This window comes from Salicibibacter halophilus, assembly GCF_006740705.1.
Lineage (GTDB): Bacteria > Bacillota > Bacilli > Bacillales > Marinococcaceae > Salicibibacter > Salicibibacter halophilus.
Map to the genome: position 1 here is coordinate 2,685,698 of NZ_CP035485.1, position 26,334 is coordinate 2,712,031.

Annotated in this window: 36 protein-coding genes and 1 pseudogene; 32 read left to right on the forward strand and 5 right to left on the reverse strand. The window is 45.3% G+C overall.

Annotated elements, in window-relative coordinates; translation table 11 throughout:
- Window positions 1–10: 10 nt before the first annotated feature.
- The 7 genes from EPH95_RS13100 to EPH95_RS13125 all read left to right on the forward strand — a co-directional run bounded on the left by EPH95_RS13100 (window position 11) and on the right by EPH95_RS13125 (window position 2,243).
- Entirely contained in the window at window positions 11–193 is a 183-nt protein-coding gene (locus EPH95_RS13100) for a hypothetical protein (RefSeq protein ID WP_142090515.1), read from the forward strand.
- Window positions 194–355 (forward strand): hypothetical protein, encoded by a 162-nt coding sequence (locus tag EPH95_RS18895; RefSeq protein WP_160141764.1) that lies wholly within the window; start codon window positions 194–196, stop codon window positions 353–355. It begins immediately after the preceding gene.
- Window positions 336–863: a hypothetical protein gene (locus tag EPH95_RS13105; protein ID WP_142090516.1), complete on the forward strand. Its 528-nt coding sequence runs from the start codon at window positions 336–338 to the stop codon at window positions 861–863. Before EPH95_RS18895 ends, EPH95_RS13105 begins: the two co-directional genes overlap by 20 nt.
- Before the next feature lie 13 nt (window positions 864–876).
- Entirely contained in the window at window positions 877–1,149 is a 273-nt protein-coding gene (locus tag EPH95_RS13110; protein ID WP_142090517.1) for a glutaredoxin family protein, read from the forward strand.
- A 30-nt stretch (window positions 1,150–1,179) separates the two neighbouring features.
- A complete protein-coding gene (spx, locus tag EPH95_RS13115) occupies window positions 1,180–1,566 on the forward strand; it encodes a transcriptional regulator Spx (protein ID WP_142090518.1) in 387 nt (128 codons plus the stop codon).
- A 119-nt stretch (window positions 1,567–1,685) separates the two neighbouring features.
- Window positions 1,686–1,892, forward strand: coding sequence for a copper chaperone CopZ (gene copZ, locus EPH95_RS13120; RefSeq protein ID WP_142090519.1), 207 nt, complete (start codon window positions 1,686–1,688; stop codon window positions 1,890–1,892).
- A gap of 66 nt (window positions 1,893–1,958) precedes the next feature.
- Entirely contained in the window at window positions 1,959–2,243 is a 285-nt protein-coding gene (locus tag EPH95_RS13125; RefSeq protein ID WP_142090520.1) for a metal-sensitive transcriptional regulator, read from the forward strand.
- 87 nt (window positions 2,244–2,330) lie between these two features.
- Here EPH95_RS13125 and EPH95_RS13130 read toward each other — a convergent pair whose 3' ends face one another.
- From EPH95_RS13130 to EPH95_RS13140, 3 genes are all read right to left on the reverse strand, one after another.
- Window positions 2,331–3,485 carry a site-specific integrase gene (locus EPH95_RS13130; protein WP_142090521.1) on the reverse strand — a complete coding sequence of 385 codons (1,155 nt, stop codon included), beginning with the start codon at window positions 3,483–3,485 and terminating at the stop codon, window positions 2,331–2,333.
- Window positions 3,482–3,847: an ImmA/IrrE family metallo-endopeptidase gene (locus tag EPH95_RS13135; RefSeq protein ID WP_227003909.1), complete on the reverse strand. Its 366-nt coding sequence runs from the start codon at window positions 3,845–3,847 to the stop codon at window positions 3,482–3,484. The genes EPH95_RS13130 and EPH95_RS13135 overlap by 4 nt, the downstream gene beginning before the upstream one ends.
- Before the next feature lie 243 nt (window positions 3,848–4,090).
- Window positions 4,091–4,465, reverse strand: a complete 375-nt coding sequence (locus EPH95_RS13140; protein ID WP_142090523.1) for a helix-turn-helix domain-containing protein — start codon at window positions 4,463–4,465, stop codon at window positions 4,091–4,093.
- 156 nt (window positions 4,466–4,621) lie between these two features.
- On the opposite strand from EPH95_RS13140, the gene EPH95_RS13145 reads away from it, so the two are divergent.
- The 7 genes from EPH95_RS13145 (at window position 4,622) to EPH95_RS13170 (ending at window position 7,514) form a co-directional block, all read left to right on the forward strand.
- On the forward strand, window positions 4,622–4,846 hold the full coding sequence (locus EPH95_RS13145; RefSeq protein WP_142090524.1) for a helix-turn-helix transcriptional regulator: 225 nt from the start codon (window positions 4,622–4,624) through the stop codon (window positions 4,844–4,846).
- A gap of 15 nt (window positions 4,847–4,861) precedes the next feature.
- Window positions 4,862–5,092, forward strand: coding sequence for a DUF7667 family protein (locus EPH95_RS13150; protein ID WP_142090525.1), 231 nt, complete (start codon window positions 4,862–4,864; stop codon window positions 5,090–5,092).
- Window positions 5,089–5,370 carry a helix-turn-helix domain-containing protein gene (locus tag EPH95_RS13155; RefSeq protein WP_142090526.1) on the forward strand — a complete coding sequence of 94 codons (282 nt, stop codon included), beginning with the start codon at window positions 5,089–5,091 and terminating at the stop codon, window positions 5,368–5,370. The genes EPH95_RS13150 and EPH95_RS13155 overlap by 4 nt, the downstream gene beginning before the upstream one ends.
- 51 nt (window positions 5,371–5,421) lie before the next feature.
- Window positions 5,422–6,012 carry a helix-turn-helix domain-containing protein gene (locus tag EPH95_RS13160; RefSeq protein ID WP_160141765.1) on the forward strand — a complete coding sequence of 197 codons (591 nt, stop codon included), beginning with the start codon at window positions 5,422–5,424 and terminating at the stop codon, window positions 6,010–6,012.
- 78 nt (window positions 6,013–6,090) lie between these two features.
- Window positions 6,091–6,240 (forward strand): hypothetical protein, encoded by a 150-nt coding sequence (locus tag EPH95_RS18900; RefSeq protein ID WP_160141766.1) that lies wholly within the window; start codon window positions 6,091–6,093, stop codon window positions 6,238–6,240.
- A 193-nt stretch (window positions 6,241–6,433) separates the two neighbouring features.
- Complete coding sequence (locus EPH95_RS13165; RefSeq protein ID WP_142090528.1) at window positions 6,434–7,174, forward strand: DnaD domain-containing protein; 741 nt, start codon at window positions 6,434–6,436, stop codon at window positions 7,172–7,174.
- 112 nt (window positions 7,175–7,286) lie between these two features.
- The gene (locus tag EPH95_RS13170; protein ID WP_405127389.1) at window positions 7,287–7,514 is read left to right on the forward strand and encodes a replicative helicase loader/inhibitor; all 228 of its coding nucleotides are present in this window, start codon (window positions 7,287–7,289) and stop codon (window positions 7,512–7,514) included.
- Window positions 7,515–8,021: 507 nt separating this feature from the next.
- On the opposite strand, the gene EPH95_RS13175 is transcribed toward EPH95_RS13170, so the two are convergent.
- Window positions 8,022–9,302, reverse strand: coding sequence for an IS110 family RNA-guided transposase (locus EPH95_RS13175; protein ID WP_142087431.1), 1,281 nt, complete (start codon window positions 9,300–9,302; stop codon window positions 8,022–8,024).
- A gap of 134 nt (window positions 9,303–9,436) precedes the next feature.
- On the opposite strand from EPH95_RS13175, the pseudogene EPH95_RS19825 reads away from it, so the two are divergent.
- The 3 genes and pseudogenes from EPH95_RS19825 to EPH95_RS13185 form a co-directional block, all read left to right on the forward strand.
- Window positions 9,437–9,613: pseudogene (locus EPH95_RS19825) on the forward strand (DnaB-like helicase N-terminal domain-containing protein); the annotation flags it as partial.
- Between the two features lie 57 nt (window positions 9,614–9,670).
- The gene (locus EPH95_RS13180; RefSeq protein WP_405127458.1) at window positions 9,671–10,627 is read left to right on the forward strand and encodes a DnaB helicase C-terminal domain-containing protein; all 957 of its coding nucleotides are present in this window, start codon (window positions 9,671–9,673) and stop codon (window positions 10,625–10,627) included.
- 225 nt (window positions 10,628–10,852) lie between these two features.
- The gene (locus EPH95_RS13185) at window positions 10,853–11,278 is read left to right on the forward strand and encodes a hypothetical protein (RefSeq protein WP_142090531.1); all 426 of its coding nucleotides are present in this window, start codon (window positions 10,853–10,855) and stop codon (window positions 11,276–11,278) included.
- A gap of 205 nt (window positions 11,279–11,483) precedes the next feature.
- Here the strand turns inward: EPH95_RS13185 and EPH95_RS13190 are convergent, their stop codons facing one another.
- Window positions 11,484–12,731 carry an IS4 family transposase gene (locus tag EPH95_RS13190; protein WP_142088177.1) on the reverse strand — a complete coding sequence of 416 codons (1,248 nt, stop codon included), beginning with the start codon at window positions 12,729–12,731 and terminating at the stop codon, window positions 11,484–11,486.
- Between the two features lie 314 nt (window positions 12,732–13,045).
- On the opposite strand from EPH95_RS13190, the gene EPH95_RS13195 reads away from it, so the two are divergent.
- From EPH95_RS13195 to EPH95_RS13255, 15 genes are all read left to right on the forward strand, one after another.
- Complete coding sequence (locus tag EPH95_RS13195; protein ID WP_142090532.1) at window positions 13,046–13,477, forward strand: hypothetical protein; 432 nt, start codon at window positions 13,046–13,048, stop codon at window positions 13,475–13,477.
- Between the two features lie 187 nt (window positions 13,478–13,664).
- Window positions 13,665–13,934, forward strand: coding sequence for a hypothetical protein (locus EPH95_RS13200; RefSeq protein WP_142090533.1), 270 nt, complete (start codon window positions 13,665–13,667; stop codon window positions 13,932–13,934).
- On the forward strand, window positions 13,931–14,206 hold the full coding sequence (locus EPH95_RS13205) for a hypothetical protein (protein ID WP_227002602.1): 276 nt from the start codon (window positions 13,931–13,933) through the stop codon (window positions 14,204–14,206). The genes EPH95_RS13200 and EPH95_RS13205 overlap by 4 nt, the downstream gene beginning before the upstream one ends.
- A gap of 18 nt (window positions 14,207–14,224) precedes the next feature.
- Window positions 14,225–15,334: a hypothetical protein gene (locus EPH95_RS13210; RefSeq protein WP_142090534.1), complete on the forward strand. Its 1,110-nt coding sequence runs from the start codon at window positions 14,225–14,227 to the stop codon at window positions 15,332–15,334.
- A gap of 14 nt (window positions 15,335–15,348) precedes the next feature.
- Window positions 15,349–15,819: a hypothetical protein gene (locus EPH95_RS13215; RefSeq protein WP_142090535.1), complete on the forward strand. Its 471-nt coding sequence runs from the start codon at window positions 15,349–15,351 to the stop codon at window positions 15,817–15,819.
- A gap of 23 nt (window positions 15,820–15,842) precedes the next feature.
- Complete coding sequence (locus EPH95_RS13220; RefSeq protein WP_142090536.1) at window positions 15,843–18,407, forward strand: VirD4-like conjugal transfer protein, CD1115 family; 2,565 nt, start codon at window positions 15,843–15,845, stop codon at window positions 18,405–18,407.
- A gap of 74 nt (window positions 18,408–18,481) precedes the next feature.
- Window positions 18,482–18,616 carry a hypothetical protein gene (locus EPH95_RS19530; protein ID WP_264371951.1) on the forward strand — a complete coding sequence of 45 codons (135 nt, stop codon included), beginning with the start codon at window positions 18,482–18,484 and terminating at the stop codon, window positions 18,614–18,616.
- Complete coding sequence (locus EPH95_RS13225) at window positions 18,609–20,288, forward strand: pLS20_p028 family conjugation system transmembrane protein (protein WP_227003910.1); 1,680 nt, start codon at window positions 18,609–18,611, stop codon at window positions 20,286–20,288. The genes EPH95_RS19530 and EPH95_RS13225 overlap by 8 nt, the downstream gene beginning before the upstream one ends.
- Window positions 20,234–20,518: a hypothetical protein gene (locus EPH95_RS18905; RefSeq protein WP_160141768.1), complete on the forward strand. Its 285-nt coding sequence runs from the start codon at window positions 20,234–20,236 to the stop codon at window positions 20,516–20,518. The genes EPH95_RS13225 and EPH95_RS18905 overlap by 55 nt, the downstream gene beginning before the upstream one ends.
- Before the next feature lie 66 nt (window positions 20,519–20,584).
- Window positions 20,585–20,893 (forward strand): DUF5592 family protein, encoded by a 309-nt coding sequence (locus EPH95_RS13230; protein WP_142090538.1) that lies wholly within the window; start codon window positions 20,585–20,587, stop codon window positions 20,891–20,893.
- A complete protein-coding gene (locus EPH95_RS13235) occupies window positions 20,890–21,525 on the forward strand; it encodes a TraC-like domain-containing protein (protein WP_142090539.1) in 636 nt (211 codons plus the stop codon). The genes EPH95_RS13230 and EPH95_RS13235 overlap by 4 nt, the downstream gene beginning before the upstream one ends.
- A gap of 20 nt (window positions 21,526–21,545) precedes the next feature.
- Window positions 21,546–23,474 (forward strand): VirB4 family type IV secretion system protein, encoded by a 1,929-nt coding sequence (locus EPH95_RS13240; RefSeq protein WP_142091616.1) that lies wholly within the window; start codon window positions 21,546–21,548, stop codon window positions 23,472–23,474.
- 1 nt (window position 23,475) lies between these two features.
- On the forward strand, window positions 23,476–24,570 hold the full coding sequence (locus EPH95_RS19685; protein WP_281393588.1) for a C40 family peptidase: 1,095 nt from the start codon (window positions 23,476–23,478) through the stop codon (window positions 24,568–24,570).
- A gap of 237 nt (window positions 24,571–24,807) precedes the next feature.
- The gene (locus EPH95_RS13250; RefSeq protein WP_142090540.1) at window positions 24,808–25,416 is read left to right on the forward strand and encodes a hypothetical protein; all 609 of its coding nucleotides are present in this window, start codon (window positions 24,808–24,810) and stop codon (window positions 25,414–25,416) included.
- The gene (locus tag EPH95_RS13255; RefSeq protein WP_142090541.1) at window positions 25,413–26,264 is read left to right on the forward strand and encodes a hypothetical protein; all 852 of its coding nucleotides are present in this window, start codon (window positions 25,413–25,415) and stop codon (window positions 26,262–26,264) included. Before EPH95_RS13250 ends, EPH95_RS13255 begins: the two co-directional genes overlap by 4 nt.
- Window positions 26,265–26,334: the final 70 nt, after the last annotated feature.

The following is a 26,334-nucleotide window of genomic DNA, read 5'->3' on the forward strand; positions in this document are numbered from 1 at the left end:
AGGAAAGAACATGAAAGTAAAACACTGGGCGCTCGTGGGGGTCTTGTATGTGGCGGTTGTTATTGGCAGCTACACGGCCATCACGGGTGAGAATCCGTTAGAGAGCAATGATATGCATGAAGATCACGGAAGTGGTGAAGAAAGAATTGAAAGCCATGAAGCTTCTTCCGCACAAAACGAGGAGGGCGAATAAATGGATCATCAGTATGACAACATGGAAGGAGAATCTGAAATCCATACCAACGTTTTTTATAACGATGGTGAGGTTCGCGTTCAATTGGAGGATGTGTACGGAACAGTACCTGAATTGGAAAAACCACGAAAAAGAGATGCATTTGATCATCGTCTCCAATGATCTGGAATCCTTCATTCACCTCCACCCGAAACGCGTGGAAAACGGGGTCTATGTGGCGTCGAAAGAACTTGAGGGTGGCAGTTACCAAGCTTTTGTCGATATTGCTCCGAAGAAGCGAAACAATGTTGTCCAACCGAATGACTTTCAGGTAGGCGAAGAGGATCAGCCCAGTCCCTTGGTTTCCCTCTCAGCGAGTGAAGATCGGACTCAAGGTATCGATGGGAAGACGGCCACCTTGGAAGCCGAAGGTTTGAGCACCAACGGTCCTACGACGCTAGACTTTTATTTGCATGGTGAAGATCCGGAACCCTATTTGGGGGCCCTGGGACACGTGGTCATTCTTGATGAGGACGCGGAGACATTTATTCATGTCCATCCGACTTCGGACAATGGAACCACTTTTGAAACCCATATTGATCACCCAGGGCTGTATAAGGTATGGGCAGAGTTCAAGTATGAAGATGACGGTCTTATCACGTTTGCATTTATCATTCAAGTGGAGGAATGAGAGGAGGATTAGTATGTATGAACTCGAGCTATATACGCATCCACTTTGTTCCGACTGCAAAGAAAGTAAAGCGTACTTGGACGAACAAAATGTGCTATACACGGAGTATGACGTAAGCAAAGCAGCCGAGAAAGAAGATGCCTTAAAAAAACAAACCGGATCGAAAGTTGTACCGGGTTTTGTTTTCACCAAAAAGTCACTGCTGGGAAAAATGAAAAGACCACTAGTCTTTACTGGATTTGAACGCAATGCATCTGAGATAAAATCGTTGATTCAAAAGATGTGATTTTACCGTAAACTAGGAGTGGATCAGCACATGATTACCGTGTATACATCGTCAAGTTGTTTGTCATGCCGGAAAACAAAGGAATGGTTACGAGAACATCGGCTTCCCTTTCGTGAAATAGATATCACGAAAACGAAACTGACCATCGATGAGGTCAAACACATTTTTTCATTGACGGAGAATGGCATCGATGATGTGATTTCGAGACAATCGAAAGCTTTTGCCAGATTGGCGATCGATATGGAAGATTTATCTTTGCATACGCTCTTCCACATCATTTGTAAACATCCAACGCTTTTAAAACGACCGATTATTATGGATGATAAGCAGTTGCTCGCCGGCTATCATGATGAGGAGATTCGTCGCTTTCTCCCACGATCTGTTCGGAACCAATTAAAGGAGGGGATATATGTGTAGGCAATGACGTTAGAATAAATGATATCATGCAAGATCCTACACGAAATTGGGAGAAGCAATTGCAAACACGTGCCGAAAGTTATTTAGCTATACAAGGTACACGAAAGGAGCAAAGAATCATGAAGGAAATGACATTAAACGTACAAGGGATGTCTTGTGGCCATTGTGTAAACTCCATTGAAGGTAATGTCGGCAGCCTAAATGGCGTAGATAATGTGCAGGTTCATTTGAGTGAAGGAAAAGTAGATGTCACCTTTGATCCGAACAAAGTAGATCTGGAAAAAATTACAGAAGAGATTGAAGATCAGGGATATGATGTAGCCTAAAGCCAAGTGGAGGGATCGCGCGCGTAAGTGCACGGTCCCTTTAACCAATGAAAGGAGGTAACACATATGACAGCGCAAGAAAAAAGAACGGTCCAGCCAAACAAACAAGAATTACTCAATCGTTTGAAACGCATTGAAGGTCAAGTGCGTGGGGTGCAAAAGATGATTGATGAGGATAAGTATTGCGTGGATATTCTCCATCAAATCTCGGCGATTCAATCAGCCATGAAAAAGGTGAGTATTGCTTTGATGGAAGATCATACAAACCACTGTGTCGCCAATGCCATCCAAGAAGGTAACAAGGAAGAAATGATCGATGAATTGATGGATGTCATGAAGCGATTAATGTGAATGTAGAACGAGGTGCTTAACGGGCGCGATCGTAATAAGAAAACCAGTATGTGAAACTGCTTTGGATTGTCGAGTTCGCGTTGGCTGCTATCTACGAGAGTTTTCATAGTTTGCATGGTTTGAAATATCGGGAGGATCAAATATCATGTTTCCGAGTTTTTGTGCAGCTGTTTCTTGTAATCCTGGCATTAAGTGCGAGTAGGTGTCAATTGTAACTTGGATGGAGTTGTGACCTAATCTTTCTTGAACAATTTTGGGATGGAATCCTAACTTTAGTAAATGTGTTGCATGTGTGTGCCTTAATTCATGGAATGTAATGGGTTTGACGTTTAAAGATTTTCTAATTTGATAATATGCTCTAAGTAAATTTCGATGAGAAATGAGGGTTCCCCACTTTGTGGAAACAACTAAATTCTTATTTTCATAAGCTTTTCCTAATTTTAATTGCTGTTCTTTTTGCCATTTCCAATGTCTTTGTAACTCGTCTACGGTTTGATCTGGAATAGAAACAAGACGGGCACCAGCATCTGTTTTAGTTGTGCTGATTTCCATATTTCGGCGTAACGACTTATCTACAGATATCGTTTTCCGTTCCATATCAATCTGATTCCATTGTAGTGCCAATATTTCACCCTGCCTCATGCCTGTAGATAAAGCGAGGTGGAAGGCTATATATGAATAATGTTTTTTTGCTTTTTTTAAGAATTCTTGTGTTTCTTGCTCATCCCATATCTCAATCCTTGTTTTCTCAAATGAAGGGAGATCTGCCAAAGTTGATGGATTGTCTTTGAGGTGCTTTTTCCTTATAGCCTCGTTCAATCCAGCCTTACAGATGGAATGATGGATTTTTCGAATTGTTGCGGGCGATAACTCTTTTTCATTTAGCAAATGATTATAAAAATCGTCGAAGTCCTCAACCTCTAGATCTGTCAGCTTAATGTTATGAAAAAACTCTGAAACGTGCATATCGACAAGATACTGATAAGTTTTAGCTGTTCCTTTTGATAGAGAGTTTTTGCGTCCGTTCACCCAGTTTTGAAGAAACTCAACAAATGTAATGTTTTGTGGTGGAACATAGGTACCTTCATTCACATCATTAAGGATATTGGACATGGCTTTTTCAGCTAACTTTTTTGTTTTATACCCAGAATAACGTTTCTGTTTCCTTTTTCCACGCTTATCTCTACCGTAATCAATCCTAAAGCCATATCCGTTAGCAGTTTTGTATACTGAACCTCTCATATAATCTTCCCCCCTTTTATGGTGATGTGTGCTTTAATCTGATCCATGCGTCTTTCAGCAAAAAAGATGGGAATATTAAATACATAGGATAATGTGTACGGTGTTATTTCACAAATTTTTTTGATCAGAAAGTAGGGCATGGAAGCGTGTAAAGCAAATCTATATGCTTGCAATTCCATAAAAAATGATACACCCTTTAACGCTTTTTTCTGGTCAATATTATGAAGGAGAATATGACCAAGTTCATGGAAGAAATCCCAACGTTGATAATGAGAAGGTATACGCTTGTCCAGGGATATTAGTTTGTAATGGCCAACTTGTAGGGATGACGTTTGTGAATAAGAATAATCGAGATCAATCATGAACCGTCGGCTGAGTGTTTCTAATGAAAGATCATCCAACGAGCAAATGTTTCTTTTTTTGTAGGCTTCACTAACGATCTGGCGAATGGTTGAATGAAACATTTTACCCACCCCTATAAAACATATGTTCGGTTTAATGTATAATAAAGGATGAGGAGAGAAACGTCAACCAAATTTTAGAAATTTAATTCATTTTTTTCTTTAATAGAAAATCAGAAAGGGTAAAGATCGTACAAGACTATTTCACTCTTCTTTATCTCCCTTTCTGTACAGTTCCTCCCACCGCTTTTTCATTTTCCGAAATCGCTGTAATTCTTCTTCCAGATGCTCTTTTTCTTCTGCTGTTAGACTTTCGTATCCCCCGGAAAAGAAAATTTTCTCTTCCTCGTTATCAGCTGCAGGAAGCGATTGAGTATTGGGGTCGTCGGTGAGACCGAGTAGGTAGTCGGTGGTTACATCGAAGTATTCAGCAATTTTTCGTAACGTATCATAATCAGGGTTTCGTGTCCCTCGTTCGTATGCTGTATATGCTGGTCTAGTGATCCCTAATATAGGGGCCATATCTTGTTGGGTTTTTTTATTTGCTTTTCTTAATTGCGTTAATCTATCTTTTAACACGATAAAAACACCGCCTTTTCACCTCCTTATTTTAATGTAACAATTAGTTACTTTAAACGTATTGTATCAAATCGAAACTTTTTTAGTGGAAAAGCTTGACATTGTAACGGAATGATACTATTATTAATGTAACGTATCGACACATGAGGTGATGAAATGAGAAAATGGCTTAAAGATATTAGGGATCAAAAAGGTTACACTCAGGAAAAAGTTGCGGAATTAGCAAATATCCACAGAGCATATTATACAATGATTGAATCTGGGACAAGAAATCCAAGTGTTACAGCTTCCAAAGCAATAGGAGAAGCACTTGATTTTCAGTGGACTATTTTTTTTGATGATGGATGTAACGATACGAAACAAATAATCGCGTCATTATAAAAAGGAGGTGATCAAATGAACCCGGTCGCCGAACGGTTAATTGTTCTTGTCCTGGAATCTGATAAAAGAACCCTCACTCAAGCAGAGTTGGTAGAACTTAACGAGAGCAAACAGTATTTCAATAATTTCTTCTGGGAATACGAGAAATTAAATGTCATGTCTTATGTCGCATCAGAGACCGACGATTACAAGTGGCAACATGACATTCTTGAACGTGTTGAACAACTGAAAGGAGGGCGAGCATGAGTATTGAAGAAACCATCCAGAAAGCTGTTCAGGAAGCCATTCAACCATTAGAAGAAAAGCTGGACAAACTGACTGTTCATGATGATCCATATCCTCGCAGGCTCACGGTTAAAGAAGCCGCAGAGATTCTCAGAGTTTCTGAAAACCGAGTAAGAGAACTCGCTAACTATGTCGAAGGTTTTCCGTCCACACGTGCTGAGGGTGAAAAGAGTCGAATTTATATCCCACGCGACCGCCTATATCAATGGATCGAGAATAACTATGAGCTCATCCCATAATGACTATCTATAATCTACCAATATATCGCGTCTAAAGGAGGACAAAATAAGGTGAATACGTACTATCGTAAATCAAATCTCGGGGAGTGGTTGCGATACTTTAGAATAAATAGCCGAGACTCTAGCATTGAATCGCAAAGTTCATTAGGAAAAGAGTTACATTTGGATCAAAAGCAAATCTCAAAAATCGAACGCGGGGAAGTAGAGCCACGAATCGAGACTGCTTTTAAATGGTGTGAGATTACTGGATGGGAAGAAGGTCAAGACATCATCGCTCATATGTATCAACTCCATCTTTTTGCAGTTCCGCCCGTACATCCTGAATTGAGCGCGCGTCTATCAGATTCAATTGGTAACATGCGTCAGCAAATGCTGACAGCCATTGAATCACTCGATCACATTGAAAGGGTCAACAATAAACGTAGGCCTGGCAGAGATTTAGAAATCGATGATGTATTAAAGAAGAGGATCAGCGATTTGTTCGACCTTATGCCAGCTGTAAAAAGCATGATGTACGCCGCAAAACGTGACATCGGTCTGGATATTAAAGAAATCAATCAAATGTGGACCCGTAGGTGCGTCGCAGATCAGGTGGTTATGCCGACAATGAGCCAAATGGAGCAGGAGAAGGTGATGGTGTGAAGGACAGGATGATTCTACATCTGTTCTATTGCTCGATTATCACGACAATGATTATTACAACGATATGGGGGTGAAAACATGCATCGACGCCAGCTTCAAGAACTCAAAGAGGACGTTGACATGGTGGACGATAGTGGAACAGTAGCGATCAACGTCAAGGAGTTGAAGGATCTAATCAGTGTGTATGAGGAGGCTAAATATGGAGCCGTTTCTTCCATATATGAATGAGGTGGGGAACAAGATTAACGAACAATAAAAAAATACATCCGTTTGAGTGGGGTGCTCAAACGGATTGAAAAGGGGTTAATTAACAAGATTATATTTCCATTGTATAGTATCCTTCACGGGTTCGCAATGGGAGGAGCCTAGGTTAAACAAAATCGAAGGCATGACGGCCATGTAAACGTAAGTAGGTGATGACATGAACTATATGAAGGAGCTTAACGCCTTTAGGGATTGGCTGCTTATGAACGATCTACCCACCAGTGCAATTGCTTTATGGCACACACTGATGTCCATAAACAATATGACCGGCTGGAAAGAACGATTCAATGCGCCAAATTCCACAGTAGAACGATTGACCGGACTTTCAAAGCAAGGGCTGGTTGATGCTCGAAAGGTACTGATCAATAATAACTTGATCGAGTATCAAAAAGGTAAAAGAAATCAAGCTCCTGTTTATAAAATGATTTCATTAGTCAACTCAGATGACTTAAGTTCTTACCATATACTTGACTCAAATCCCGACCAAACGCTTGACTTAACATCTGATCAGAACTTGACCATACCTAAACAGAAACGAAATGGTCATGAAGGAGAGGAAGATGAAGAGGAGACGCGCACAGAAGATCCATATGTTGTCTATCAAGAAAACTTTGGAGTGATGCGGCCGATGATCACCGAATCCATCAGCGATTGGTGTACTTTTTTCTCCTCAGAAGTTGTCGTTGCTGCAATGAAAAGAAGTATAAAGCAAAATGCTCGATCCTTTGCTTACATCGAAAGCATTCTCAGGAATTGGGCCCAACAAGGCATAAAAACGATCGATGATATCAAGGCATACGAACGACAGCCAAGCCAAACATCAAAGACCATTCCTTTTCCAAAGCATAAAGATCAGCGATTAGAAGCACTTCAACGAATGCGAGAAAAGAGGGAGTAAATCCATGGAGTACAATCTGGCTATAGATATTTTGGAATCGATTGCGGCTGTGTACCCCCGATTCGAACTTAGCGAAAAGAAAATCAAAATAATCATGCCTGCCCTTCTTAAAATGGATTATGAAGGCGTTATGGCCAATGTTGAGCGTCATGTAACAAAAAATCCCTTTCCACCTACGATCGCTGAAATTGCTTCGTACCCTGCTCAAAAAAATGAAAGCCTTGAGAAATGGCGGGAATGGGAATTGGAGGCGGCAAAAGTTTCTCAAGAACGTAAAAATCAATTCGCTATCGATCTTAAAAAGGTATTGGCAGAGAAAGCGAGTGATAAGAATGATTGACTGTATAGAGTCCGAGCATGCGGTATTAGGGTCGATTCTTATTGACCCTACATTGATACATGAGTCGGTGCTCCAACCCTCCCTCTTTGTAATTAAATATTCTTCCATATGCTCTTGATTTCTCAGAATTTCATGTCTTTAGAATGTCGTACCAGCAGCGTGCACCATTCACAAAGAAGATAATTCTTCAATAGAAGGAATGATATTCCATCCAAGAGGATCTCCACCTGCTCCAACCCCTAGGGGTTGGAAAAAAATGTATAACCGTGCGCTTAACGATGACCCACGTCATACATGGTCGCTTAACCTCCCATATATCACTGGATGGTTGATGATCCACACATTCCTTCGTCCGGCGTATCCATGCTGGTGGGGGCGGCTATGCTCCAATACTGGGTCTAGGCCCTAAGGGTGAGAAATGAATGCCGCCTCGGCACTGTTGGTATTTGTTCCATAGGCAAGAAAATGACTGATTTTCAAAAGAAAATATGGTTCCTATCGCTTGCTTTACGCGGCTTGTGTCTGGGAACACTTCCGATCTTGAAGGAGCTTCGCTCCATCAAAGGGACATTCGCGTTGCCCGATGACAAACAAGACTTTCAGAAGTTTACCGCACAGGGCGATCAACGACTGCATCTTTGTCAGAGGTCGGTCTGAACGCTGCGTGAGCTCATGATGAAGGGCGCGAAACGTGTCATTATGATTGACGAGCGGACGAATCGCTAAAAACAGAATGCGGCGTAATCGTCGGCGTCCTCGTTTACTAATGGTGGTTTGGCCCTTGTAAAGCCCTGAACTGTTCTCTTTTAAATCAAGACCGGCCAGGCTGATCAGCTGTTTGGGATGACGGTATTGGTGAATATCCCCAACTTCGGCAAAGAAAGCGGCAATGGTCATGTCGCCTAAGCCTTTGATATCCCTCATTTGTTCGGCGCCAGGGAGATGCTCAAGCTGCTCTGTTAATTGCGCTTCCAATGTTTCGAGTTGCCGAGTGTAAAGGTCATATTGGTCCAGTAACGCCTCCAACTCTTGGCGGGCAAAGTGAAGCCCTTCGGTGATGCCGACACTTTTTTCAGCGGCTTCATGAAGCTTTTGGGCTCGAGCGAACCCGGCGTGTCTCTTGGCATAGGCTTTCCATGTGTCCACGATGGCTTCCGGCGTCGTCTCCACAATCGCTTGGGGAAGAGGAAACGTTCGCAAAGTGGCCAAAGCACTGACGCCATCCCAGGCTTTAAACACCTGCTCAAACTCCGGGAAGTAACGGTTCAGCCAATTTTGAACCCGGCCTTCGGTCTGGTTTTGTAATTGCACGAGCTGATCTCTTAATTTAATGCCTTCTCGCAATTCAGCGTAGATGCCTTCGAGAAGGTTGGGGACAGAGTATCGCCCGTCCTTCACCTGTTTAGCGATGACCATCGCATCTTTAGTGTCGTTTTTACTTGGCGAGTGATCATCGATTTCTTTAAGACGTTTGACGTGCGAGGGATTGACCAACACGAGCTGATGGCCGCACGAGTCAAGATGATCCGCCAAGCTAAACCAGTAGTGGCCAGTGGGCTCCATGCCTACCACCATGTGCGTTTTTTGATGATTCGCTTGATGATCTTCAGCCCAGCGTAGAAGCTTTTCAAAGCCTTCAAGATCGTTGGTGAACATGATGCGTTTCCCAAACTCGAAGCCGCGATCATCAATGGCTCGAGCAACATGTTTGTTCTTAGCGATGTCAATGCCAATGATGAGCGTTTCCGGGGTTATTTGAGCGAGCTTTTCATTTTGTGTATAATTCATGGTGAGTCCTCCTTGGTAGTTATCAATTTAGAGGTCGATGAGTAATCATCGGACACTCCGTACTATACCAAGGGGGCTCTTTTGTGTTCAAAGCTCAATATTTCCCCTAACAGGAATGCTCCAATTTCGCAAAGGTTGATCATTGCCTGATTTTTAAAGCCATGAGAACGGTCGCAGAGGAAGGAGCAGAACCTGAATTAGCCGCCGTTACAACAGCATTAGGAGAATCCACAAATCAAATCGGTGGGATTCAATACCTGACGCAGCTAGCAGGTTCAGTCGCAACGACTGCTACGTTTAACCATCATGAACGTAAAATAGTAGAAGCTTACCGGCTCAGAGAAAGCCGTAAAGCAGCGATTCGATACGTGGAAAATCCGAAAGATTCAGCTTTTCAGCGATTATTTCAGGAATTAACGGATCTTCAACGTTTGGGAGAGATCAACCAAGAGAAAACGTTAAAGGAATGGTTGTATGAGATCTCTGATGATATTAGTGGTACACAGAAAGAAAATCAGAACAGTTACAAGACAGAATATGAATCTTTTGATCAAATGACCGGCGGGTTACAACGGAAAGAATTGATTGTTGTCGCTGCTCGTCCCTCCATGGGGAAAACCGCCTTTGCATTAAACATTGGATCTAGCCATTGTAAAAACGAAGGCAGATGTCTTTTATTTAGCCTGGAGATGGGGTCCAAGCAGCTATTACACCGGATGATTTCGGCGGATGCCCAAATCGATGGTCAAAAATGGAAATTTCCCTCTCGATTTTTTAGTGAAGAAGACTATGATCGGGCAACGACTTCAATCGCCACGTTACTAGATTGGAAGTTAGATATGTACGAGAATACATCGTTGATCAATGATATTTGTTCCATTTCCCGCCAGACGGCAAGAGAAAACCCAGATGATGACTTACTCATCGTGATCGATTATTTACAGATGATCCAAGGTTCCGGACGTTATGAGCGTAAAGATTTGGAAGTAGGCGCCATTACTCGTGAACTTAAGCGACTGGCTACGGATCTCAATATTCCTATTGTTGTTTTATCTCAACTATCAAGAAATGTTGAAAACCGTCATAATAAACGCCCCGTGATGGCTGACCTTAGAGACTCTGGAAATATCGAGCAAGATGCGGATATAATTGCCTTTTTATATCGCGAGGAATACTATGACCAAGAATCCAAGCATCCAAACCAAGTAGAAGTGGATGTTTCGAAACAAAGAAATGGACCAACAGGAACGATTCATCTGGGCTTTATGAAAGAATGTGGGCGTTTCATTGATATCGACGGTAAGCATGAAAGGAATGTCGTATGAATCAATATCAATGTTTTGGTATGTTAATGAGCTACTATGAGACAGAAAAGGCAATTATCCCCCTTGAGGACCTAGAAAAAGGGGCCTCTTCAACGGAGTTAGTCCAGGGTTGTATTTGTTCATCCATTATTTAAATGGTAAATATAAGTCCGTAAGTATAGATTCAAGTTCTTATGTCGAGGAATAAATGTCTGCCCATAACTGCATCAGAATGGAGGATATATCATGAATAAAATGGAGATTCATGAAGCTCTTATGAATTATAAATGGATGATTAACGTCCTTGTCACAAAACGTCAAGAAATGACTGGTGCTAGTCAAGCGATGGTATCAAAATATGGCATAGAAGCAACCCTGCCATCATCTGACAGCACTCCGTCTGACCCTGTATATAATGAAATGTTAAGGATTGACCGTTATGATAAAAACACGAAAAACTTGCAACGTAAAGTTTCATTTATCCAGCGCCATTCTGCAGGAATAACAGATATCAAAGATCAAATCATTTTAGATGAATTATTAAATGGAAAAACATTGCGGAGAATTTCTAGGGAGCATCATCTATCGGTTGCAGCTGTCAAACGGCGAAAAGATCATATTATCGAAGAGATGCATTTGAATGCTGAATGTGAACAATATGTACAAACGTAACAATGTAAACATCTGAAATTCTTTAGACAGATCCACTAGCGATGCATAAAATATGCTGAGAAATGTCAAGCGTCCTCCAATAAAATAACATATTATTCCATATATTCAGACGTATAGATATGTTCATTTTTTGAAAAAAAAGCAAAGGGGGTGGTGGCGGTCATCCACTATCCACATTGTCAGAAGATATTATAATTTCGAAAATTTATCCACAGTGGACATCTGCATACACAGCCGCAGCGCCTTCCAATCCCTCCTTCTCCACAAGCTCGGTGAACCGCCGGAATTCCCCTTCAGGGTCGGTTCGTTGCCGACCTTTGCTTGTTCGCGTAGGCTTACGATGCAGATGTTTCACCAGTTCTTTGAAGGGCTTAAAGCAGTCATCCCGCACACAGCGCAACAGATAAAACAGCGATTGTGTACAACCTGTCAGCACTTGAAGAAGCCGTAGCAGGCAATAAGTGATTAGCGCCATCCAAATTTGGTTATACACAGCATTGGGGCTCGTCCCGTAAAACGATTTGATTTGTAAGTGCTGCTTCGCCCATTTGAAAAAGAGTTCGATATGCCAGCGCTTGCGATAAAGCTCGCCTAAGTCCTCGGCCTTACCCTCTTCGTCGTTTGTGATGAGTTGAATGAGATTACCTTCACTATCATGCGTTTCAATCAAGCGAAGGGCATGTGTCATTTGCTTTTGACCACCGCCTAGCCGAATGCGGGCATGACGGGTAATGGGGCCGTCCGGATTCACCGGAAATTCTTCGATCACATCGAATACTGCATTGCTTTTGAGCCGCGTGATGAATCGAATGTTGGTCTCCGGTTCGCAATACCGGTCAAAGGCTTCATAATCGTTGTAGCCGCGATCGAACAAGTACAGAGCGCCTTCTTCCACAATCAGCTCATTCATTTCCGTACGATCGGCGTGAATAGCTGGTTTAAGAACAGCGTCCTCCGGTGCGGTTCCATCCGGCAGACAAGCCACGTTCATATGAATTTTCAGGCCGCCTTTCCCCTGTTTGGGACGATAGGTCGCCCATCGGCAGAGGGAAAGACAGAGCGGAATGATCGAAGCGTCCACAAGATAGATGGGACTCATCACCTGCAAGCGATGACGAGGATGGATTTCTCGCTTCATTTGGCTCACGACATCGGAAAATAAGGCCTGGCTAACATCAGCGCCTATGTCACTCAAACGGCGTGTAAGCTGTGAGCTGCTAATCGAAGAAAGATTTACGCTTTCTTGGAGTTCTTCGCTATTCTTGAGTGTCAACGCTAACTGCTTCGCGCTTGGAATCTGGTAGATCTGTGCATAAATCATCAGAGCAACCAATTTTTCATGGGTTAATTTCTTAACGTATCGGTCTATCCCAATAAAATCTTCTAAAACCTTTTTGATATTTAACGGATGTAATGCTTCCTTAAATGTGGTACTCGTGGTATCCTTGTCCATAGGAGCTCCTTATAGTGAGAGATTTGGACGTGGACCACCGTCCCTCTCATTATAAGGTTTTTTATTGATTTTTTGGACAGAAATTCCATAAATTTTATATCGAATTTCGGGGTTTTTTGCTTGACAAATAGTGTTTCAACTTAATGCATCACTAGTGAGACAGATCAAAGAATAAATCTTTATAATAAAGGAAATACATTTATCTTTTAATCATTGAAAATCGTTCGTTGATGTTGTAGCATCTCCCTAACTCATCTTTCGGAAGGGTATTAGTTCAATAACTAGGCATTAACATTTTTGTCAGGAGGGATAGTATGAAAAACAACAAAAGTTTCCTTTTCGGAGGAGTGATTAGTTTTTCCTTGTTACTAACAGGATGTGGTGAGAGTGCAGGGGTGGAATCTTTGTCACCGCAAGAGATGGAGGAGTATTTGAAAGAAAATGAGGAAGCTTTTGTCTTAACGACAAATACTGAGGACGAGGAAGAATACCAAGATGCCGTAAATATTGTTGGCGAGAATATTGATAACATTCCTGTTAAAGAAATAAATGCAAAATCAGATCAGATGCTTGATAATGATCTTTTGTTAGAGGATATTGGCATTGATGGGCCAAGTGTTCTTGATTCATTAAGTTATTTTGAAAATGGAAACTTAGAAGAAAGGATTTCGGTCAGGGAAGCCAATTATGATAGTGAAGAAGAATTATCTTTAGAAATACAAAATTTTGATCGTTCATTTGAATAATCATTGATCATTTTCATTAAGGATACAAGCAACAAACAGCATACATTCATGTCCTAATAAGGAGAACAGTTCATTAAACTGTTCTCTTTTTTAATGCCATAAAGGGGGTGATGCAGGGCAATCACACACGAAGCGCAAGGCGCTTCTTTTTTCATGTCGGAAACACATTAGGAAAGGAAGATGATGTATGGCATCGCAACGCGACGTGAAGCAATCAAAAGAATTAGTCCAAACGCTATTAAGCGTCAAGGGTGAAACGTACAATGAATGGCTTCATGCCCAACATCAGGCTTTTATCAGTGATCATCAAGATTTGATCATGGAAGGGTTAATGCACTATCAAGACACGCAAGAAGGAAAAACAACGGAACAACGGACGGAGAAGAAAGCGTCAGACCAAAGGAAAACCGATGAACAGCCGCACACATCAACCTTAAAAGGAGTGGAAGAAGCATGAATACAATGATTCAATGGGTGGAATCGATGATTATTATGGCAGCCATTGATAACATACAAAACACGGGTGAATCAATCTTATTGGGCATGCAAGTCGTAGGCGGTGTCGTGGCAGCGATCGCGATTGGGGTGGGCTCTTATTTCCTTATGGCCGGAGGTGCTCGTGGACGCATGATGTCGGTTGGCTGGTTTGTTGGCGCCGCTGGTGGTTTGGTCATGCTCCTGGGCGCACTGGCCTTTAGTCAGTGGATCGAAAGCACCATCACATTTTAAACAAGGAGGGCGCAAGCGATGCAGGTATTATTTACGACACCCTTGGAGGACGAGATTCCAGCCTTTCAATCTCTTTCCTTGACGGACGCTGTGCAACGGACCCATGACATCGATCAACGGTGGAAAAAGCAAAACAAATCGCCGGTGGCGTTGGATTTTATGGTTCATGACGGGGAAGGTCAAAAACTGTATACCGGAACCTATCATATCGGTTCGTCGTACGCGGCGAACCTTTATGAGCATATGTGTTACCGGTTGATTGAACGGCGCATGCGTGGGGATGAAGATCGTCAGCAACGGGATCGGTTGCTCCATCAACTGACGCAAGAGGCACCGGCCGCGCTCCACATCGATGTGAACGACCACTTGCGTCGTCAAGATGAAGCGAATCAAACATGGTGGAGCCGGTTGAGTCTGAAAGCGCGGATCATGGGTAGCGCGGCTGCAGGGATCACGCTTTTGGTTATGGTCTTTGCCATCGGCATGGTGGCGGTGGTGAGCGAACAATCGAACGCGATCGCCGCCATGCACGCATCCTATGAGGAAGAACAACAGATGAATGAGCTTTATGCCGAAGCTATGGCTGGTGATCCAGACACAGCGATCAATGTGCTCCAAGAAAAATCGTATCGCAGTGATCAAGAAACCGCCGTGCTAACCCATTTACTCATTGGGCAAGGCGCTTACGGGGAAGCCATGGAACGGACGGGTCAATCGGCAGAGGCGATCGCGAATGCCATCTTTGACCAACAAGGCATCGAAGCACTCACAGACTTTCAAGACGACCATGAAACCGCCATTGGCCATTTTGAATTGGCCTATGAAGACGCACGTTATGACGATGTAGTGGCGGTTGAGGACGTACCGATGAACACGGAACGACAGGAAAAATTGGGCTATGCTTACATGAAAACCGGCAATGTCGACGAAGCCAAACAAATCGCGAGTGAGATGAGCAGCGAAAGCCTGAATGATCACATTCAGACGTATGAAACATTAACGGCTGATATTGAGGAGCGCAAGACACAAATCGATGAAGAAGCCGATGCGGATGAGCCGGACGATGACCAAATCGACGAATGGGAAGACGAAATCGCAGATATGGAAGCCCAAAGGGACGACTTATAGAAAGGAGCGAAAGGATGAGCCATCGGAGGTGTTCAACCATTGCATTAACCGGCCAAGAACGATATGAACTCAGCTGCAAGTTTTTAGACGAATTGGTGCGTTATAGTCAAAACCATCAGTACCCAGAAGTGATCAGTAATACCATTGCGCACCTTTGGCATCATGAATCACAAACCAAAGATAAACTTTGGACGAATGCGGCGCAGTCGCTTGGGACAGCAATCGTTTTGATCAGTGCCGAAGCCCATGTGAAACAACCGAAAACCGGCATAATCGATCACGTCATGGCCTTATGGAAATATATGGTCTTTGAGCAAGGCCATCGCGTCAAGAAAATGTTGAACCAACTGGCCACGGATCATCCGGCGCGGGATCATTGGTTGGCGTCGCTCGGAACGGAAACCAATGAAACGGTCGTGCAAGCCATCCTTTTCACCGGTTGGGCGGGCATCCAGCAAATGCTTGCCTATCAGGATGAGCTCTAAAAAAAAGGAGGGTTGAACGTATAATGAAAGCCCTTTTAGCCAATAAATTTGTGCTGATGCCTTTATGTATCGGCTTATTTTTCGTGGTGCAGGTGATCGGCACCTTTTTATTAAACCTTGTGCAAGAGGCGTTGAGGCTCCTGCAACAATTTCCGGCGATCGAAGAACCTCTGACCGTTGAATGGGCGTATTTTACCACGTTTCAGATTAGCGAATACCCTTGGTTTTATGTCCTCACGTCCATGTTTGGATTGATTCTCGTCGGCATCACGATCTATAAACTCACCAGCAACTTCGCTTCCATTGGCCGGGATGAAAAAGGCTCGCAACGGTTTGCGACCAAGCAGGAAGTGGCCGAACAGTACAAGAAAATTCCTGAGAAGGAAAAAAGCTATCCGGGCAAAGGCGGCGGCGTGATTGCGCACAAAGGAAAATCGCTTTTCATCGATGATGAAGCCGTTCATAACATGGTGATCGGCACGACCCGATCCGGGAAAGGACAACTGTTTGTCGATCCCACCATTGACGCCTATTCCAGAGCAAAGGAAAAGCCAAGCATGATTATCAATGATATGAAGGGCGAACTTTTTGTTCGCTTCAAAGAGACGTTAGAACAGCGCGGGTTTGACGTGTTGGCGCTCAATATGATGAATCCGATGCAAAGCATGAGTTATAACCCTTTGCAATTGATTAAAGACGCCTACGAAGAAGGCAATTATTCGGTGGCGGAAACCTTGTGTGAGTCGCTCACGCACATGCTCTATTATAATCCGCATGTGAAAGACCCCATGTGGCAAAACAGTGCGATGTCACTGGTGAACGCCATGATTTTGGCAGTGACCGAAGACTGCATCCAAAATGATGAAGAAGAAAAAATCACCCTTTACACCGTCGCGAATATGCTCTCCGAACTTGGATCGCAGGAGTTGCCGCATCCGACGGTACCGAAGGCCACGGTCAATGCCTTGGATCAATACTTTCAAGCCCTTCCGCAAGATAGCGTGGCGAAAATGCAGTATGCCACCAGCAACTTTGCCAAAGGCAATACACGCTCGGGGATCTTTACCACCGCCATGGCGGAACTTCGGCGCTTTACGTTGAGTGAACAAGCGAAAATGACCGCGAAAAACTCGCTTGATTTGAAAAAGGTTGGGTTTGGCCAGTCCATTGAAGGGAAAGGCACACCCTTTGCCAAAGTGACGGTGACACTTCCGGACGGCGCGCAGGAAACCAATCAAACCGGTGAGGGCGGCTATTGGGTGGTGCATGTTCAAGGAACGATCCAAGCAAACGATGCCTTGATCGTGGAACATGATCCCGATCCTCTCTCGAAAAAAGTAATCAAAAAGCTAACCAAAGACCAAAAAGCGAAAAAAGCAGCCGAACAAACACGCATTGAGGCAACCATAAAAACCGTCAACGAGGAAACCGGCGAAACATCGTTTGAACAGGAACACCATCCGGCGGTTAGTATCACGGAGGTGGTGAGTTACGATCGACCGGTGGCGCTCTTTATGATCACCCCGGATTATGATGACTCGACGCATGTGCTCCCATCCATGTTTGTGGATCAATTGTACTTCACGTTGGCGAAACATGCCTCCATGGCAAAAGGGCAAGCATGTCAGCGTCAAGTCATCTTTATGCTCGATGAATTTGGGCAGATGCCGGCGATCTCCGGCATGGGCTCAAAAATGACGGTATCCCTCGGGCGAAACATTCGCTTTCATCTTGTCGTGCAAAGTTATGCGCAACTCAAAGAAAAATACGGGGAGGATGACCAAAACACCATCCGGGGGAATTGTGGCAATCACATCTACATTATGACCGCAGACGTGGACACGGCGAAGCACTTTTCCGAAAAAATCGGAGAGGAAACACGCGAAGTGGAAACACGGTCAGGCACACCGTTTTCCTTGAAAAAAGCAAAAACCGATAACACGGAAGGGCGCAAACTGTTAGACGCCAATGAACTGATGGAATTGAAGAAAGGGAGCACGGTCGTTTCCCGAAGCATGAAGCGTGAAACGCAAGACGGCAAGCACAAGGTCCGTCCGTTTCCGATTTATAACAAAGGCATGCCCTTTGCCTATCAGTATTTAAAACTGGATGCCGATCGATCAATCACGGATGTCGAGGTGGACACGCCGCATCGACACATCCGATTAGCCGATCTTGTCATCCAATTTTCCTTCATCCTTAGTGACAAAGGGATGACGCCAACGATGAAGGCAAATAGCGATACAAAAGAAGTCAATGAAACCCAAGAAACGAAGGCACAACCGCCGCAAGAGGATGAAGCAAAGGAAGAAGATGAGTGGAAACAAACCCCCGTTTCTGAGGTGTTGACGGGTTCGTTATGGATGATGGTCATGGATCGGATCGCGCCGTCATTGGATGCGGATGAAACGACGATGCAAACGATGCCTTTGGGCGACTTTCTCCAAACGCTCCGCATGCTTGGCGATTCCGACGAGGTGGATAAAAACACCTATGCGGCGATCCGCAAAACCATTGATCAGCACCTTAAATCGTGGGAAGATAATGAGGAAACCCATAAAGACAACCACCAAGAAGCTATCAGCTAAATCAAGGAGGAACCGATGAAACCAAACATTATGACCATCATCCAACGTTACCGCGTCAGATCGAAGAAGGCGAGGTGATCACGATCGTTCTGCAAGACGCTGTCGTGACGCTGCAACCCGGCCAAAATGAGGCGCCGGTGGACGCGCTTATTGAAAGCATCGACGAAAGAATCGATGTCACCCGTGACATGTTTATGGAGGATGACTAACAGCAGACAGCAGGAGAGGAGGGGGACGGTGGAGGAACAAGAACTACTGGACACCTTACGCCAATTTGAAGATGAACTTAATACAGGCAACATCATAAGCTACCTTGTCCGATTCATCGGCTGGTGGCTTCTTTTAGGTTTTCGGGCGATTGTGAGAGGGATGGAAGGCGTCATTGATGGGGTTCTTGTGCTCTTGGACTTTTTTCAGACCGAACCGGTGCTTGCATTTCTCGAAACGATTCAACCCATTTTGTATATCCTGCTTGCCCTTGCGCTTGGCCTGATTGCCTATCAGTTGATGTTTCAACGCGGCCAGCAACGCTCACAAATCCCAATCAACATTTTCATTTCAGTCATGACAGTGACCCTTCTCACGTGGGGGATGGATCAGGCCAGCAGTTTCACCGATGATGCGGTGGAAGTCGCCTCCGTCGGGGACGATGCGTTTGACATGGCCGATCAAATTGTCCATGACCATATCACCGATATCGCCATTTACGACGAAACCGGCTGGCAAAGCCCGAATGTAGAAACGCGGCACCATGTTGACCCGGAAAACATCGATCAAATAGATGTTAACGAGGAGATCACGGAGGACTTTGAAAGAGCCGATGGAGAAGAACTTTCCCAAACAGGTCAAGAAGTATTATCAAACAAAATCGGCATTGAATCGAATGGCGACGAAGGGTTGGTCGATATTGGCGATGACGGCTGGTTCGACTTTTTCCCGGAGAACTATTACCGTTGGGACGTAAATTGGGGAACGGCTTTGATTACGCTCGGCGTGATGGCCGTCACCATGATTCTCGTCTCCATAAAAATAGCCAAACTATGCTTTGAACTCGCCTTTAACAAAGTCGTTGCGCTGATCATGGCCTATGCGGATATTAGCACCGGGCAACGCTTGAAAGAAATCCTCAAAAACATCGGCAGCATTTTCGTTTCCATCATTATGGTGTTTTTGAGTTTACGCATGTATATGTACTACACGGAGTATATCGCAACCGAAATGAGTGGGTTTGGTTATCTCATTGCGATGATCGCCGGCAGCCTTGCGGTCATTGACGGGCCAAACATCGTGCAAAAACTCTTTGGCATTGATGCCGGGTTACGGAATGCTTGGACGGTCGCTGCCGGTTCCTACTTTGCCGGTAAAGCCGCCAAACCTGCGGTTAAAGGCGCCGCGAACATGGCCAGTAAGGGCGTGAAGGGTGCTACGACGGGTGGCGTGAGTACGGCGGCAGCCACCGCCGGTGGCATTAACGGTTTAGCCGGTGGCAACAAAGGAACGCCAAACAATGGTGCCGCAGGAAACCAAGGATCACCGACGCAAGCCGGATCAACACCCGGCCAATCCGGTGGCGGTCAGAAACCCGGTGGAGGCGGCGGCCAGCAGGGCGCACCATCACAACAACGCCGACCGGCACAAGGCACACCGGGGCAGGATCACCGACAAACGCCCAAGCCTCCGGTGGGGAAGGCGAAGGCTCCACCGCGAACGCCAACGCCGGTGCCTATCAAGATACGCAGCAGCAACCGCAACCAACAGGCGCCAAGGGGAACCGGCCAGCACCAGCGCCGACCCATGGCGGTAAAACGCCATCGCTCCAAGCCGAGATGCGTGAAGACGCCCGAAAAGGCGGCGGTGGCAATCAGCGACCGGCCACACTGAACCAACAAATGCAAGCTGATCAAAACGGCCATGAACCGCCCACAACGAGGGATATTCCCATGCCGAACCGGTCGGCTGCCGGGGAAACGCGAACCGTTGGGCAATACATGCGTGACGGGGCTTCACGTCGGTTTAACAAAAATCCTTATGTGCAAACGAGCAAACGAAGTTATCAGCTTGGCAAAAACACCACATCGAACTGGAAGCAGAAAAGGAAAAATAAACATTAAAGCAATAAGCGCAGGTTTCATCTTTTCTTGAAACCTGTGCTTTTTGTTTTAGAAAGGGGCTGTGGGATGCACTACAAAATTCCGACTGAAATTACGGCAGAGTTAAAACTAAACAAATGGTTTTATTTGATCGATTTACTTGTCTTGATCGGCATGCTCGTGATGGGCTTTATCCTTCACGCGCTCATTCATCCGTCACTGACCATTCCCTTTGTGATCTTTATGGTCGCTCTATACGGCTTTTGGTTGTACCGCCCGAAAACGAATCCGCATATGCGCATGATACAGGCGGTATGGATGATGATCAGCCGCGACCGTTCCACTTATCACGCGCATGATCCGCACGAAGTAGCGACGAAGGAGGAAGATGCATGATGTATGAAGACATGGTAGGGCAAGACGCCCTCTTTGATGAGCATAAAAAACCAAAACGACGGCTGCGCCTTGGCGAGCGCTCGCAACCGAAGGAAAAACGAGAACGAGCGCCGGATCGCATTGCCGACATTATCCCGATTCGAGACATGACCGACGACGGCGCGATTGAACTCCAAGACGGCCAAGGGTATATGGATGTCTTTCAACTCACCACAAAGGATGTGTATGCCCAGAGTGAGGCCGAAGCCGAGATGGACATTTTGGCACTCACGCAATATTTACGCGCGTATGAGGCAGATATTAAGATCGTCTCGCTCAATTTCCCGGTGAACATGACGCCGCAACTGGCGCATATCCAGCAAAAAATCGATGCCAATAACTCCCCACTGATCGAACGCTTTTTGCAAAAGAAAAAGGTGGAACTGGAATTTTTGGAAAAACATCGCACGAATCGTGAATTTTACCTTTATGTGTATGGCGATTCGATGAAAGATTTATCAGAGCGCTGCCAATTTACGCGCCGAAAACTGCAACGGGTCTTGCCGATCGCTGACTTAGAAAACACGAAGAAATTGGATGTGACCTATAAACTCAACAATCAAAACTCAAAACTGGATCATCAGAGGGGGTAACAACGATGAGTCTTTTACAGATGCTTTCGCCATGGAAACGCAAAGACGACACCGATGCCACGGAGACGGAACGCAAAGGGTATAACCCGTACTTGCTCGCCAATATTCAACCGCAAGGCGGCATCAGCTTTAAGGAAAGTTTTATACGCAAAGGGGACGGTTACGAAACGTGTGTGCACGTGTATAGCTATCCGAAAAATACCAAGGATTTTTGGTTGGAATCCATCGTGAATATGGAAAACGTCATCACGACCATTGATGTTACCTCGGAAGATCGCCATAAGGTGCGCGAAGGCTTAAATAAAGGGATCGATGAACAAAGTTCCCGCATGATGACGGAAAAAGAAAGCGTGAGTATCTTAGAGGCTCATAAAAACTTGGATGATCTTCAAGACTTGTATGCCTCCGTCTACGAAGAAGGCGAAGTGATCAAACGGGTGCATCTTCGCCATTACGTCAATGCGCGAACGAAAGAAGAACTGGAAGACAAAGTGAACGACGTCTTAACGGCGCTTGAAGGGGAAAATTTCAGAGGCGCTGTTTTTCTCAATGAGCAAGATATGGAGTGGAAGGCGCTCCATGAACCATATACGGCACAAGCGAAACGCCGCAACCGTCGAAAAGGGAAGGGGCTGCCAGCGTTATCTTTAGCCGGTGGCTTTCCGTTTCATTTCACCCAACTCCATGATCCCACGGGCACCTTTTACGGCACAACGATGACCGGCGGAAACGTTGTGTTTGATCTGTTTCACCGTGATAAGGATCGAAAATCGTATAGCTCTGTGGTGATCGGGGCGATGGGGGCAGGGAAGTCCACGCTCTTGAAAAAAATCATGCTCGATAATGCCATTAAAGGGCATAAAATTCGTGCCTTTGATGTCGTTGGTGAGTTTTTACCCCTCACCGAGGCGGTCGGCGGCAAACAAATTGCCTTGGACGGCACGGATGGCATCATTAATCCCTTGCAAGTATACCGGACGGCCAAAGACGATTTCACATCGTTTACGCAGCACTTATCAAAACTGACGACGTTCTACCGGTTTCTAGCCCCGGAAGCCTCCGATAATGAACTGAAAGAATATGAAAATATGCTTCGGAAATTGTATATCTCTTTAGAGTTATGGAACGATGAAGGGGATACCAACCTTACGGGGCAACCGGTGGAAGCCTACCCAATTTTCTCGGATTTTTTGGCCTTTATTCGTGAGGAACTTTACGCCGATGTAGCCACAAGCAAGCAGCGCGACAACCTCAGTCCGGAGCGCAAACGCCGGCTGGAAACGATTGAGTTGAACATCCAAAACCTTGTTGAAACGTACGCCCATTTGTTTAATGGGGTATCCAGCGTTGCCGATTTTCAAGACGAACACGTCGTTATCTTTCAGTTACGGGGCTTAAGTCAGATGCGCATCGAAATCTTTCAAGCGCAGTTGTTTAACGTGTTGAACTTGTTGTGGGATGCGATGCTGACCAACGGCGCGCCACAATTTGAAGCCTATAACCGAGGGGAATTGAAGAAAGAAGATGCCGAGAAATTTCTCATCCTCATGGATGAGGCGCACCATATCATTAATACGAAAAAAGGCAGTGGCCATGCTTTAGAGTTTCTCACAAAATTTGTACGGGAAGCCCGCAAGTATTTTGCTGGGTTCACGTATGCGTCGCACACGATCCGGGATTTTGTGCCGGAAGGCTCTGATCAAACCTTGGTCGAGGAAATTAAAACGCTCTTTGAACTCACGCAGTACAAGTGGATCATGCAGCAAGACAGCAATAACTTAGACATGTTGCAAACCATTTTTGCCGGGCAGTTATCCGAAAGTGAGGTTACGCAAATCCCATATTTACAAACCGGGGACGTGGTTTTAAACATTCAAGCCGTTAAAAACCTACGCTTTTCCGTGGAAGCCTCAGACGAGGAATTGGCGTTGTTCGGGGGAGGGGCTTAACATGTCCGTTTCTTCGCTCATCGCCTTTCTTATTTTCCTTTTTTCCTTAATTCCGAAGAAATGGAAAGGGCTTGTGGTGTTAGGCTTGCTTGTGGCTGTGAGTGGCTTGATCGGCATGGTGTTTGTGGCCATTCTTTCGCTCGCTGGCCAATATGACCAACAACAAGCAGATGATGTTGAATCGGTTGGGAATGTGGCCGAAGATGAAGTACCCTCGGAATACATTCCCATCTATGAAGAAGCCGGCGAGGCATATGATGTACCAGCGCCCCTACTGGCGGCGATTCATCGCGTGGAAACGGTGTTTTCAACGATGGACGATGAGGCGGGGTTGGTCAGTTACGCGGGAGCAGAAGGTCACATGCAATTTATGCCTTGTACTTGGGTCGGATGGGATCACCCGTCATGTTCTGGTTTAGGCGCCGGGGACATTCCCGAGGATGAACTTACGGATTTAGATGCGATCGACGAATATGGCGGTTTTGCCGTGGATGGCAGTGGCAACGGGGAGGCTGATCCTTACGACATCGAGGATGCCGTTCATTCAGCCGCGAACTATTTAGCTGCAAATGGGGCAGCCGATGGGAACGTGGAAGAAGCCGTATTTGCGTATAACGGCGCGGATTGGTACGTGGATGATGTGATGGGATATATGGATACGTATACGGACGGTGACGGTGGTGTTGAAGCCGTTGCCGGGGACATTCCGGATGTTGTCGAGGTTGGTGAACAATGGATCGGCAACTCCGAGTATGACTTTGGCGGTGGACGAAATGAAGTGGAACAGGCGGCCGGTATTTTCGATTGTTCCTCGTTTGTCCATTGGGCGTTTGAAGAAATGGGGGTGCAACTTGGCTCCCTTGGATCAGTGACGACGGATACGCTTTATGAAGAAGGGCAGTCGGTTGATCCGGACGACATGCAGCCCGGGGACATGGTGTTTTTCAACACGTACAAATACAACGGCCATGTCGGTATCTACGCCGGTGATGGGCAATTCATCGGGGCGCAGTCCAGTACCGGTGTTGCCTATGAATCTTTGGAATATGGTTATTGGGGTCAAACCTTTAACGGCAATGTGCAGCGTATCGGCTAGAGACAAAACGTTTGAAAGGCGTCATGCCATGATCAAAAGCAAAGGGTTATGGGTGTTTGTCTATGGCTTTCCATTTATGGTTTTCTAGGTCGGGGTGTGGCTATCATCCCCGACCATGATAACCGTTGCATTGATTGGGATGGGCATCACCATTTTGATGTATGCACTGACCACGATCATGATTTATGCCGTCGATTTTTTAAACGTTCTACGAAAAGATGGAAGGAGGTTTCATTTATGAAATCAAAGACGCGGATCACGTTATTTACGATCGCGCTGGTCGCGATTATCGCCGTCACCGGCATAAATGTTTACAGTGTGATGGCCGGTGACGATGAAGAAGCAACTGTATCCATTAATCAGATGCAGGAGGTCATCGATGCGAATGAGCAATTAGAAAGTGAAGTCTCGCGCCTTGAAAACGAACAAGAGATGGAGGAACCGGCGGCGATGCAAGAACGTCAAGAGGCGTTACAAGCAACCGCCGAAACCTTTGTCCAAACGGTTTATACCGAAGAAGCAGAATCGTATGACGACCGCAAAGATGAAGCCGAACCCATCATGCAAGATGATCTGCATGACTTTTTATTCCCGGAAGATGATCAAGACGAAACGAAGCATCGAGCGATTCCGGAAGATATTCAATTTTTTGTAGAGTCAGGTGAACTGAACCAACCGGAAGCCACTATCATGGCTCGTTTTACGCAAACGTATAGCGCCGGCAGTGAGGATGATACGACGGCAACCTTTATAGAATTAGATGCCGAGCAACAAGACGATGGCACGTGGATCATTCAAGATTTTAGAGATGCGGTCGAAAGCATGGAAGGAGATGAGGGCGTATGATGCGGAAACGTTTCGCCCTAAGCACGAAACGAACGGTTCCCTTGCTTGTGATCACGCTTGCCTTTGTCGTGACAGGGGCGTTTCTCATGCTTTCCCGGACAATATTTGGTGCACCACCGGGCGACATTCAACACACGGACATCGGAGAAACGATCCCGATGCAAGGGAACGGTGAAGTCGTGATTGAAGATTGGGCGTATAATCCTCATGAGCAGCATATGATCGCAACCCTCCATATTGATCGATCAGCCGTTGATCGGAATACGGAGATGACCTTCGCCGCCCAAGATCGTTCAAATGCCCGTGATGAATTACCAGTAACCATGCTCTATGAAGATCGGGATTATGTTGTGATTCATATTGATGCCGTCCCACCATCCTTTGATGTGATTGGGATGGATATTCAAGAGCAAGAAACCGATGATGGGATTGAACCAGAAGAATCAACGAACGACAACACACCGGCTGACTTAGCACGCATCTATGCGGATCACCGAATGGTTGACGTTGATGAATCGTTGACAGCCGAAGATGAAACCACCTATGACCAACACGTGCTGAGTTTGGAGTATGACCGATTAAACGATGACCAAGAGGATCATCAGCAGGTGATCGAAAATATGGATGAACGTATTGATCAACTGGAACAAGAATTGGTCGATATTGAAGCAGATATTTTGTACAGCACCGACGATGAAGAAGTGGAACTGGAAAGTGAACACAGTCAAATCGAGTCAGAAATCGATGGGCTGGAGACAGACATGGCGCAAGAACAAGAAGCCCTTGAAGTGGTTCAGGATGAACAAGACATGATCGAAGAACAAATGGACATTGCGATCGATGAGTGATCAAAAAACCATGCAACAACCTTACACCATCGGTTGCAACAACCTTACACCACCAAGCTAAAAAGCAACA